Origin of the sequence: Methanobrevibacter intestini (assembly GCF_047402955.1) — an archaeon.
Classification (GTDB): domain Archaea; phylum Methanobacteriota; class Methanobacteria; order Methanobacteriales; family Methanobacteriaceae; genus Methanocatella; species Methanocatella intestini.
The window spans coordinates 1,750,694-1,762,401 of sequence record NZ_CP187956.1; the positions used below are offsets into that span (position 1 = coordinate 1,750,694).

Below are 11,708 nucleotides of genomic sequence, written 5' to 3' on the forward strand. Positions count from 1 at the left end.
TTATACTCTTAATTCCAATATATAATTGTTTAATCTAGGTGAAATCTTATGGCAAATGATGGAATTAGTGAAAATATTGAAGAATATTTGGAAGTTCTTTATCGTAATGGTAGTAATAAAGAACAAATCTCTACTACAACTTTATCTAAGGAATTAGAGATTGCACCTGGTAGTGTAACTCAAATGCTTAAAAAATTAGAAAAGTTAAATTATGTTAATTACATTCCATATAAGGGAGCTTCTTTAACTGATGAAGGGATGAAGATTGCTCAAAAAATAACAAGGAAGCATAGGATTCTTGAAAAATTTTTAATTGAAGTTTTAAATATTAAACAAGAAAATGTACATGAACAAGCTTGTAAAATGGAACATACATTATCAGATGAAGCTGAAAGAGCACTTTGTACAATGTTACATCATCCAGATTTAGGTCCTAGTGAGAGTATTATCCCGGCCTGCGATTTGGAATTCAGTAACTGCAGTCAGTGTTTCTCAGTAAAGGATTTTGATCAAGTTATAAACAGGAAATTTAATTTATTATCTATTTCAGAATTAAATTCAAGTACGGAAGGTATTGTATCTTTTATTCGTGGAAATTCTGAACTTTTAGATAAAATTTCTGATTTAGGAATATCTGTTGGGTCAGATATTTATTATCATGATTATCATGATGATTCTGATGTTTTCGTAGTGTCTATTGGTGATAAAAACATTGAATTATCAAGGGACATGGCAAATAATATTTTTATAAGAGTTTAGCTCTTATTTCTTTTTTTCTAGAGTCTGTAAAATTTTATAGGCTTATTTGATTTTAATGTGTTTTTCAGTCCAATTTTGCATTTGATAGTCTAAAAATGTCAGGATTCCATTTTTGGTTTTGTATATTTTCTTTATTTTTTCAGGATTGGTTTGTCTGTAGTAATTTTCGACTTTATTTGATGTTTTTTCTATATTTTCATCATCAAGATATTCTACGTATCTGTGGAAGTGATTTATGATGTGTTTTCTTATGAAATCTTTTAAAACAACTGGCATGGCTGTATATTTTTGTAAATATTGTTTAAATTGTTCTATTGCTTCTTTTTTTGAGTTTTGTCTGAAACAGTTTTTTAATTCTTGTGCATTTTCGTAAAATATGGTCTCTTTGTTTTCCATTAATCTTGTTTCTTCTACAATATACTTTTAATTTTATGGTTTATTGTTTGAAACAGATGAAATATGCACAATTGATGTTTTACTCCTATTTCATCTGCTACATTACGATACATTGGGAATAAATCGGTTGTTAGGCAAATGAATGGTTTATTTTCTGTTGATTCTAAGATAAATTTTTTCGTGTTTTTTGGTATTCTGCGACGTACTATTAGTTCTGTGACTGGAATATTGAGTATTGCATCAAATAAAGTTAATCTGTAGTGTCTAGTCCCATTAAGTCTTAAAAATTGCTCATCATATAAATAATAGCCAGAATATTCAAATTTTTCATTGCTGATGCTTTCTTCGTGATTTTTGTCAGACCAGTTCTTGATTGTTTGATGAGATATTCTGATTCCAAGGAATATTTCAAAGTATTTACTTATTTTACGAAGTGATTGGTACCCTATTTTCATTATTCCTGGAATTTTATCCATTATTTCTTGTAAAAATTGTTTATTTTCACCAATTAATGGATTATTGTATATTCCGAATTTTTTTCCACATTTTTTGCATTGATATTGCTGTTCTTTGAATTCTGTTGTTTTTCCATTAGTATTTTGTTTGTTTTTCTTTATTGTGCCTTTTTTGATTATTTTGTGGCTTCCACAAACTGGACAAATGGGATTATCATATTTAAAAGTATTATTTTCATCTAAAAATAGTTTATGATTAGTATTTTCAAAATTAGGTGTTTTATTCAATCTTTTTGAAATGATTTTTTCTTGATCAATTTTTTCATCAAAAAAATCATAAAGTTTAAGTTGTATGAAGTCTATATTACTATTGAGGGCAGATTTGTTTTGTTTGGTCATAAAATATTATTTGTCCTCACTTATTAAAGTATTTTACTATTTTTAAATCATTTATATTAAAATTAAAGAAAAATTAGAATGAAATTTCATCAAAATGAAAGTTCAACTGTAAAAAATTAAAAAACAAATAAGCCTATAAAATTTTACAGACTCTTTTTCTAAAGATATATATAATATCGTAACCATAAATAACTCCATTAAATATAATTTTTTTCTTTTGATGGTGTTTTAATGCGCGGAAATTTATCTAATGATATTGTATCTATAAAAATTGAAGAAGGTAGCAAAAGACCGATAGCTTTACATGAAAAAAGTCTATTTGGTAAAATTGAAGCAGATACTTTGAATCTTTCTTTAATTGAAGCTTGTTATTTACTTGAAAAAGGTCGTTTAGATGTTTATGAAGATGAAATTAAATGTAGTTTAGATTATTTTATTGACCTTTTGAAAAATAAGGAGATTTATGGAAAATACATTGTTTTTCGTGATTTAAAAGACCGGGGTTATGTTATTAAAACCGGATTTAAATATGGTTCAGATTTCCGTTTGTATAATAGGGGAGGAGGTCCTGGAAAAGGGCATTCTGACTATTTGGTTAAAATTATTTATGAAACTTATGAGATTAATGCACTGGATTTCTCAAGTTATGTTAGAGTTTCTCATGGTGTTAATAAGAAACTTCTTTTAGCTATTGTAGATGATGATTTGGATATTACATACTATAATGTTGAATGGACAAGACCATAAGTTTTAATTAAAGAAATGATTTATATTTTTATAGGTAATTAGATTTACCATTATAATTTTTAATTATATATTTAATTTAATGTAGTTATTGGAAGTAAGGTGATTTATTTGATAGATCCATGGGCATCATCAAGTGTAGATTATGATAAGTTAGTTAATCAATTTGGAATTCAAAAATTTTCAGACTTAATTAATGATGTAGAAAATCCTCACAGATTAATGAAAAGGGGAGTAATTTTTGGACATAGGGACTTTGATAAGGTCAATAATTTAATTAATAAAAAGGAAGACTTTGCAGTTGTTGGCGGAATGATGCCAAGTGGACAAATGCATATTGGCCATAAAATGGTTGTTGATCAATTGAAATGGTATCAGGACAAAGGTGCAATGTTGTCTATTTTAATAGCTGATTTGGAATCATATGCAGCCAGAGACATGAGTTTTGAAAAGGCAAGAGACATAGCTGTCAATGAATATTTAACTAATTATATTGCATTAGGTTTGGATTTGGAAGAAGATAATGTTAATGTTTATCTTCAATCTAAAAACGATACTCTTAGAGATTTAGCTTTTAAAGCTTCTAAAAAAACTAATTTCAATGAATTAAAAGCTATTTATGGATTCAACCAGTCAACAAATATTGCTCATATTCAGGCACCTCTTGTTCAGGTAGCGGATATTTTACTTCCTCAACTTGAAGAATTTGGAGGTCCTAAAAGGGTTGTAGTTCCTGTTGGGGTAGATCAGGATCCTCATATAAGGCTAACAAGGGATATTGCCCATAAACTTAATGATGAATATGGATTTTTGCCTCCGTCTTCCACTTATCACAGGTTCCTGACTGGTTTAAGTGGAGATAAAATGAGCAGCAGCAAACCTTCTACAGCAATTTATTTAAATGAAGACAGTAAAACTGCAGCTAAAAAAGTTAAAACAGCTAAAACCGGTGGTAGGGAAAGCTTAAAAGAACAGCAGGAATTAGGCGGTCAGGTAGATAACTGCGTAATTTATGAAATGTTTGTATATCATTTAATAGATGATGATAATGAACTTGAAAAAATACGCCATGACTGTTTAGACGGATCTTTACGCTGTGGAGACTGTAAAGCAAAAGCCAGCGAATTAATGGTTGAAATGTTTGACGAAATTCATGACAGACAGGATGAAGCTCGTGAAATAGCTAATAATCTGATATAATGTTAAATATTAGAAATGAAATTAAATTAGCTTTTTTAGAAAATAAGACAGCTATTTATATTTCAGTTATCCTTTTACTAGGTACTTTAATTGCAGGTTATATATTGCACCCTTATTTGCAGAGCATATTTGATCCGGTTGTAGATAAGTTAACTGAAGATGTAAAAACTGGTGTTATAACTTTAACATTTCAAACAATTTTTACAAATAACATTTTAATTGTTTTCAGAATGTTTTTATTGGGAATATTCTTCTGTTTTTCAGGAGTTATTCTTGCATACAACGGTTTTTTTGTAGGTTATTATATAGCTGATTCTCAAAATCTTTTTAAGGTTTTGTTATACATTATACCTCATGGGATTTTTGAATTTTCCTCATGTATAATAGCTACTGCTTCCGGCTTTGTACTGTTCCATTTTTTATTCAGACTGATGTATAATATAGCAAAGCCTGATTTTGATTATATCAGATTGGAAGATAAATTTTATAATTTAACATTTAAGGATAAATTAGTATACTCACTGGAGAAAAATTATGACAAATTAAAACAGTCATTGATTTTACTTGGTGCTGCGGTTATTTTAATGGCAATAGCTGGTGTTATTGAAGTTTATTTAACTGTACCAATTGCAAATTTTATTCTTTCAATTTTTGGTTAAATTTTTATATTGATGATTATTAAAATAATATGTAGTGATTTTTTATGATTAGATGTGTTTCATGCGGAGAAGAATATGATAATGATGAGATAATTTACACTTGTGAAAAATGTGGATCTGTTCTCGAACTTGTTAGTGATTTTGATGTTTCTAAAGATATCTTTGACGGCAGAAAAGATACTTTATGGAAATTTAAAGAATGTATACCTGTTGATGAATCTAAAATAGTTTCCCTTAACGAAGGAGGAACTCCATTTTGCAAATGTGACAAATTAGGTGATGAATTAGGTATCAATTTACATGTTAAAGTTGAAGGATCAAATCCGACAGGAAGTTTTAAAGACAGGGGAATGACTGTTGGTATGACTAAAGCTATGGAATTGGGAGTTCACACTGTCGGATGTGCTTCAACTGGAAATACTTCAGCATCTCTTGCAGCATATGCAGCTAGAGCAGGTTTACGTTGTATTGTATTTTTACCTTCTGGAAAAGTAGCTTTAGGAAAATTAGCACAGGCTATGTTCCATGGTGCTGAAGTAATGTCTATTAACGGAAACTTTGATGAAGCACTTGAAGCTATGACTGCTCTTGCATTAGAAAAACATCTTTACTTGTTAAATTCAATTAACCCTTACAGACTTGAAGGTCAAAAAACAATCGGATATGAAATATTAAGGGATTTAAGCTGGCAATCTCCAGACAGAATTATTTTGCCTGTTGGAAATGCAGGAAACATTTCAGCTATCTGGAAAGGTGTTAAAGAGTTTTACGAAGCAGGTTTTGTAGATAGTGTACCTATGATGACTGGAATTCAAGCTGAAGGTGCATGCCCAGTTACAAATGCATTTAAAAAACATGCTGACAGAGTTGTTCCAGTAGAAAATCCGGAAACAATAGCTACTGCAATTCGTATAGGTGCTCCTGTAAGTGATATTAAAGCTTTGAGAGCTATTTATGAATCTGACGGATATTCTGAAACTGTCAGTGATGAAGAAATATTGGATGCTCAAAAATTATTAGCTAGAAAAGAGGGAATTGGTGTTGAACCTGCTTCTGCAGCTTCAATTGCAGGTCTTAAAAAATTATGTGATGAAGGTGTTGTAGATAAGGGAGAAACAGTAACTTGTGTTGTTACTGGCCACTTACTTAAAGATCCGAATACTGCAATTGATGCATGTACCAAACCAAAACAGGTAGATGCAGATATTGACACTTTAAGAAAAATTTTAATGAATAAATAGATTTATAGCTATTTAAATCTTTTTTCTCTTTTTTTATTTTTAATTTTTTTATAAATACTTTATATTTTCATATTTTTATCTGATTTTTTATTTTGATTACTCTTTGAAAAACATTTTACTTTTCAGTAAGTAGCACCTTAAAGATAGGATAGTTCACTTTATTATATTGAAATTTTGTAAATTTAAGGAAAATATACCAATATATTTATATATGGGAAAGTTTAAACTATCTATATAAAAAAATGAGGTGTTAATTATGGAATTACCAATTGCTCCTGTAGGCAGGATATTAAAAAACGCTGGCGCTCAAAGAGTCAGTGATGACGCAAAAATCGCTTTAACCGAAGCTATCGAAGAATGTGGAAACGAAATCGCTCAAAAAGCTGTTGGATTTGCACGTCACGCAGGTAGAAAAACTGTTAAAGCAGAAGATATTAAATTAGCTATCAAATAGATTTGTTAATTAAGTATCTGTTTTAGATAGTAATTTTTTAATTGCTATCTTCTTTTTTATTATATTGTTTTATTTTTGTACTTTTTTTCTAATTTTGAGGGTGGGAAGAAAGTAATTTGATCTTATTTTTCACATACTTTTGTTTTTATTTTTTTGTTTATTTTAGATTCATTTTGTGTATTAATGTTCTTACGTGTTTTTCTGAAAAATTTACTTGATATTCATCTTCTATTATTTGTTTTATTTCTTTTGTGTTTGTTATATTGTTTTTTATTAAGTATTTTTTTAGTTCTTCTAATTGTTCTGAAGATATTTTTGATTGTTTTCCGCCTTTATATCTTGGTTTTAAGCCTTCAATGCCTTCTTTGTTCCATCGCTCTTGCCATATGTATCCGACTCGTTTAGTAACACCAATTAGGGCTACTGCTTCATCTACACTTTTTCCTTGATATCTGTAATTAATAAATTTTAAGCGTTCTAATACTTTTAATTCTTTTTCTAAATCTTTTATTTTTTGTGTAAGTTCTTTTTGAGTTATTTTTCTCTCAATGGGTATTTGTTCTTGGTTTGTCATTAGTTTAATATTTATAGTATGAAGTATAAATATATTAGTATAAAAAGATAGGTTAATATAATGTATTTAAATAACATTATTAATAATTCAATGGATTTAAATGAACTTAAAAAGTTATTAGATTTTGAAGATATAAAAACAAAGCATGAAAAATTTGTATTTTTCATTGATTACTTTGTAAACTGGTTTTTCAACAATCATGATATTGAAAAACGAACCAATAAAATTGGCCGACCAAGATATAGTGAAATTTCACTTTGTAAAGTGCTTATTTTGGCATCAAGCGAAGGCATAACAAGTGGAAGAAAAATAAACACGAAATTATTATTTGATACAAGATATCAAAAGCTAATGAACTATGAAACACCATCTTATCATTTGATAAATGATTTCAAAAGAAAATCACATCAAATCATAAGTGATTTATTTGTTGACTGCGTTAAATTCGCCCAATATTATCAATTCTTAGATTTATCAACTATTGCAATTGATGGAAGTAAAATACGGGCAAATGCATCAAAATCAAAAATATTAAAAATGGAAGACATCTATTTCCTCCAATATATCTTTAAACAAGAAAAAACACAACAATTCACCAATCAAATCGAAAAATCACACACTATTTCAAGAAAAGACAAATTAATAAAAGAAGCACAAAAATATTTAATTGAAACTAAAAAAGAAATAAACAAAAACAACTCAAAACAAAAAAAGAAAGTACGAAAAGGCTGTATAAACTATTTTACAAAAGCAATAAAATCAATAAATCATTACACACATGCAATAATCGAATTAGATGAAATGGAGCAAATTTTAACTAAAAGCAAACAAAGAAGCATAAGCACAACAGACAAAGAAGCACTTTGGATGCTAAATAAAAAAGGAGGAACGGACTTCAATTACAACATACAATCAGTAAATGACACAAAAACAGGAATAATAATAGATATAAACTTAATACGAGACCCCATAGATTTAAACTCATTAATACCTGAAATAAACAATGTTCAAAAAAATTTAAACATCACACTCAAAAACACAGTAATACTAGCAGATAATGGATATTACTCAGAATATGCACTTGATTACATGGAAAACCACAATCTAACAGCAATAATACCAAATAGAACACAATCAATGAAAGTAAAATCAAAAAACAAAGAAAATAAACCATTTGGAAAAGTAAACTTCACATACAAAGCAGAAGAAGACACTTATATATGCCCAAATAACAAAATACTCCCATTTCAAAAAGAATACTTCTCTAATGGCACAACTAAAAAATTATATTACACAACAGAATGCAAATACTGTCACAATCAAACAAAATGTGCAGGATACAACCAATACAAAACAATAACCGAATATGGAACAGAATCAAGAAAAAACATGGCCATTAAATTCGAAGATCCAAAAGAAAAAGAAACCTACAAAAAAAGAAGCACAATAGAAATAGTCTTTGGAAACCTAATAAAAAACCTAGAATACAGACAAACAAACTCATACGGACTACAAAACGTCAAAACAGAACTAACACTACTCATAATAGCAATAAACCTCAAAAAAATATTCAACAAAATAACCGAAAATTAAAAAAAAACATAATCAATGGATAAAAATAACCCTAAAACAACTATCAAATAAAAATATAACAATTGATATAAACTTATTTTACCAATACAAAAATAACAAAACAATTAACGAAAAATAAAAGAATTTAAGATAGTAAAACAATCAAATACCAAAAAATATTAAAAAACAAATCAACTCAAAAAGTTAATTTTTTCCCATCCTCATTTTTACTGATTTTAAAAATGAATAAATGTTTTTTTCCATCTAAAAACACAAATTGTATACAATATTAATTATTTTTTTTATGATGATTTTTGTTGGATTAATTTGTTGTTCTGTCAAATTTGTGGTGGTGTAGATGTACTATCCTTGAAAATAAGAATTTAATTGTTGTTAATTTGAAATTATGTCTGCAAAAAATATTCAGTATGGAAATTAGTTAATAATATTAATATTAATTAATAAAATTATATATTGATTGTATGAATGAAGAAGAATTTTTGTTATTAAAAAACATTGCATCATCTTTAGAAAGAATTGCTGATTCATTAGAAAAGAATGAAAATAATGAAGTTAATGATAAAGTTGATGTGGCTGTTGAATCTAGTGAAGATAACCATGAAAACGCAGATATGGACTCTGGTTGCAGCATCAAAGAAATTGATGTCAGTATATTGATTGATAAACTGCAGGAGAAAAACATCACTGTTAAAACGTACGTTGATTCTTTTCAGGAAAACACTTCACTTGACAACATCGCATATTTTATGGGAAATCGGTACAAAGATATCAGAAAAGTTTATGAAACTATCAAACGTCATTTAAATAAACCTAATGGATTTCATTTAGATTTAAAGAACTCAACACAAAGCGAAATTTCAGCTTCATGCCAGCTATGCACCACTCTTTACGATATAGCATTTTTATCAGAATACAAATACGATAAGTCACCAAGATATTTTATTCATGCAACACCAAATAAAATTCCGATTGCAATTAATTTTCTTACCGGGCACTGGCTGGAGGTCTTTATTCGAAAAACAATACAGGATTCATTAAAATCATTACCTGTAGCTATTGAATATACATATTTAATTAATCCTCAGATTATTCTTCCAAATGGAAATGATTTTGAATTAGATGTTGTTTTTTTAATAAATGGTGAAATATACTGGGTTGAAGGAAAAACCGGAAATTACCAGCATTATATCAACAAATATTCTCATGTGGCAAATATGCTAAATTTGGATAAAAATCATTCATTTTTGGTTTTAACTGATGTAATTAACCCAAACACTATCTATATTTTGAGTAAAACTTTTGACATGACCATAATTCCCGTTGAAGAATTTGAAGAAGAAATAAAATATGTTTTTCATGAAAATTTAATGCCATAACTTTTTTTTAGATTTAAAAAGTGTATGGATATTTTTTAACTGAAAAATGCATTTAATCTCACTAACAGAGATTATTGGGAAAATACTAAAGACAGTTAAAATAAAAAAATCTGATTCATAAAAAACACAGGAAAGTGAAAAAAAATATTTTTGTCTGCGTCTATGAATCAATAGCTGTTTTACACTTATAATTGGGAGTTTTTTGTATTTTGGATTGTCTCAGTTTTTTTAGTAATTTAGTTTACACTAGATTCAGGAAGTTTTAATTCAGATGAATTGATTTTCCCTTTTAATTCTTTGCTTCTTTGTAATATATAATATTCCATTTGATTATTGAATTCGGTTTCATCTTTATAGCTTCTATAAATGATATATAGGGCATAGATTCCTAAAGTTATAACACTAACAAACCATGTTATAATCATTTTTCCTACTTTTCCGTTTAAACCATAAAATAAACCTGCAATAAATATGCTGGTCCACCAGTATTTTTTTTGGTTAGTAGTTCTTATATAATTTAATTCATCCATATCTTCGGCATTTGCAATTTTTTCTTTTAACAATGTCAATTCTTCATCGAAAATCATATAATCACATCTATATATCTATAATTTAATGCTTTAATCAGATATATAATTTTTGTAAGACATAATAAAGTAAAAAGTCATGTTAATTTGTTGCTGTTAGTGAAAAATAGATAAAAAAAGAAAGGTTTTAAAGTTTATTCAATAGTGATACATTCATTTGGACAGATGTCCGCACAGCTTTCACAGTAACTACATTCATCAGGTTCATTTATGGTTAATTTTTCATCTTCAAGAATTAAAACTTCCATTGGACAAACATCTGCACAGTCACCGCAATTATCACATTTATCATTGTTTATTATAATATCAGCCATTTTTTAACCTCCAATAAAAATAAAAATGAGCATGTTTTAGCATACTCTGTGGCCACAGCATTTTTTAGGGTCATGTGGGGTATTTGGATTGTGGTGGTCAGGATGTGGTTTTCCACAGGTTAACGGTCCTCTTCCACGGGCAGAACCGCAGCATCCACCCATTCTTTTATTGTGGTTTAATATGGAATCAATATCCAAATCTTTTACTTCACCAATATATTCAATTGTTTCGCTGTGGCATTTTGGACAGATATGGTGCTCACCATTTAAGGTTATCCAATTGAAACCGCATTCTTTACAAACATATTCTAAATTATCAGCCATTTAAATTATCTCCTTATTGCATAATCTTCTTTGTAGTGATGAACCGCATTTGGGACATATTTTAGTTCTGCATGGTATTCCCCTAATTTTTGCTTCACTGTAACTGCAATTAGGACAGCTGCAGGTGTCATCTGATACATTATTTTTATTATTTGCATTTAATTTACGAATATTTGTTGATTTGCAATCTGGACATTCTTTGTATTCTTTTTCTGGATTTGACCATTGAAAACCACAGTCTTCGCATAAATATTTATTTGGATCAATCATTGTATCACCTTTGACAATAACTATTGGTCGGCCTTCAATCAAAGAAGTAGACAGTTTATGTCTTGCAGAATTTAGAATTCTGTGGAATGTTGATTGTGAAATTCCCATGAACTCTGCAGATTCTGTCTGTTTGATGTTATGATAATCTTTGAATCTGATAGCTTCAAATTCATCTACAGACAGTTCTATCGGTTTTAGATTTTTATTTAATTCATGTCTGTGACATGTAACTACTCTTCTCATTCTTTTAGGTCTTACCATGATTTTGTCCCCAAATGTCTTTAGGTATTATGAATATATATTCATAACTTTATATAAAGGTTAGCTTTGCCGGTGAAAATTAAATTAAAAATTTTTAAGATC

The 11,708-nt window shown here is 28.4% G+C and carries 13 protein-coding genes and 1 pseudogene; 8 read left to right on the top strand and 6 right to left on the bottom strand.

Annotated elements, in window-relative coordinates:
• Positions 1-48: 48 nt before the first annotated feature.
• The gene (locus tag ACMC9J_RS08205) at positions 49-759 is read left to right on the top strand and encodes a metal-dependent transcriptional regulator (RefSeq protein ID WP_019264140.1); all 711 of its coding nucleotides are present in this window, start codon (positions 49-51) and stop codon (positions 757-759) included.
• A 42-nt stretch (positions 760-801) separates the two neighbouring features.
• On the opposite strand, the pseudogene ACMC9J_RS08210 reads toward ACMC9J_RS08205, so the two are convergent.
• Positions 802-2,009, bottom strand: a pseudogene (locus ACMC9J_RS08210) (ISNCY-like element ISM1 family transposase).
• Between the two features lie 231 nt (positions 2,010-2,240).
• On the opposite strand from ACMC9J_RS08210, the gene endA reads away from it, so the two are divergent.
• The 5 genes from endA (at position 2,241) to ACMC9J_RS08235 (ending at position 6,307) form a co-directional block, all read left to right on the top strand.
• Positions 2,241-2,756: a tRNA-intron lyase gene (gene endA, locus ACMC9J_RS08215; protein WP_019264139.1), complete on the top strand. Its 516-nt coding sequence runs from the start codon at positions 2,241-2,243 to the stop codon at positions 2,754-2,756.
• Positions 2,757-2,864: 108 nt separating this feature from the next.
• Positions 2,865-3,953 (top strand): tryptophan--tRNA ligase, encoded by a 1,089-nt coding sequence (locus ACMC9J_RS08220; protein ID WP_427003215.1) that lies wholly within the window; start codon positions 2,865-2,867, stop codon positions 3,951-3,953.
• Positions 3,953-4,612, top strand: a complete 660-nt coding sequence (locus ACMC9J_RS08225) for a stage II sporulation protein M (protein ID WP_019264137.1) — start codon at positions 3,953-3,955, stop codon at positions 4,610-4,612. The genes ACMC9J_RS08220 and ACMC9J_RS08225 overlap by 1 nt, the downstream gene beginning before the upstream one ends.
• Before the next feature lie 44 nt (positions 4,613-4,656).
• The gene (thrC, locus tag ACMC9J_RS08230; protein ID WP_427003216.1) at positions 4,657-5,853 is read left to right on the top strand and encodes a threonine synthase; all 1,197 of its coding nucleotides are present in this window, start codon (positions 4,657-4,659) and stop codon (positions 5,851-5,853) included.
• A gap of 256 nt (positions 5,854-6,109) precedes the next feature.
• On the top strand, positions 6,110-6,307 hold the full coding sequence (locus ACMC9J_RS08235; protein WP_004034256.1) for a histone family protein: 198 nt from the start codon (positions 6,110-6,112) through the stop codon (positions 6,305-6,307).
• A 157-nt stretch (positions 6,308-6,464) separates the two neighbouring features.
• On the opposite strand, the gene ACMC9J_RS08240 is transcribed toward ACMC9J_RS08235, so the two are convergent.
• Complete coding sequence (locus ACMC9J_RS08240) at positions 6,465-6,881, bottom strand: helix-turn-helix domain-containing protein (protein WP_177812763.1); 417 nt, start codon at positions 6,879-6,881, stop codon at positions 6,465-6,467.
• A 60-nt stretch (positions 6,882-6,941) separates the two neighbouring features.
• Between ACMC9J_RS08240 and ACMC9J_RS08245 the strand changes: the two genes are divergently transcribed.
• Together ACMC9J_RS08245 and ACMC9J_RS08250 are read left to right on the top strand one after the other, a co-directional pair.
• Complete coding sequence (locus tag ACMC9J_RS08245) at positions 6,942-8,474, top strand: IS1182 family transposase (protein WP_427003217.1); 1,533 nt, start codon at positions 6,942-6,944, stop codon at positions 8,472-8,474.
• A gap of 461 nt (positions 8,475-8,935) precedes the next feature.
• Positions 8,936-9,850: a hypothetical protein gene (locus ACMC9J_RS08250; RefSeq protein WP_019264136.1), complete on the top strand. Its 915-nt coding sequence runs from the start codon at positions 8,936-8,938 to the stop codon at positions 9,848-9,850.
• Positions 9,851-10,086: 236 nt separating this feature from the next.
• Here ACMC9J_RS08250 and ACMC9J_RS08255 read toward each other — a convergent pair whose 3' ends face one another.
• The 4 genes from ACMC9J_RS08255 to ACMC9J_RS08270 all read right to left on the bottom strand — a co-directional run bounded on the left by ACMC9J_RS08255 (position 10,087) and on the right by ACMC9J_RS08270 (position 11,606).
• Positions 10,087-10,437 carry a hypothetical protein gene (locus ACMC9J_RS08255; protein WP_019264135.1) on the bottom strand — a complete coding sequence of 117 codons (351 nt, stop codon included), beginning with the start codon at positions 10,435-10,437 and terminating at the stop codon, positions 10,087-10,089.
• A 134-nt stretch (positions 10,438-10,571) separates the two neighbouring features.
• Positions 10,572-10,751: an indolepyruvate ferredoxin oxidoreductase subunit alpha gene (locus ACMC9J_RS08260; RefSeq protein ID WP_019264134.1), complete on the bottom strand. Its 180-nt coding sequence runs from the start codon at positions 10,749-10,751 to the stop codon at positions 10,572-10,574.
• A gap of 36 nt (positions 10,752-10,787) precedes the next feature.
• A complete protein-coding gene (locus tag ACMC9J_RS08265; RefSeq protein WP_019264133.1) occupies positions 10,788-11,075 on the bottom strand; it encodes a DNA-binding protein in 288 nt (95 codons plus the stop codon).
• Entirely contained in the window at positions 11,076-11,606 is a 531-nt protein-coding gene (locus tag ACMC9J_RS08270) for a DUF134 domain-containing protein (protein WP_019264132.1), read from the bottom strand.
• Between the last annotated feature and the right edge of the window lie 102 nt (positions 11,607-11,708).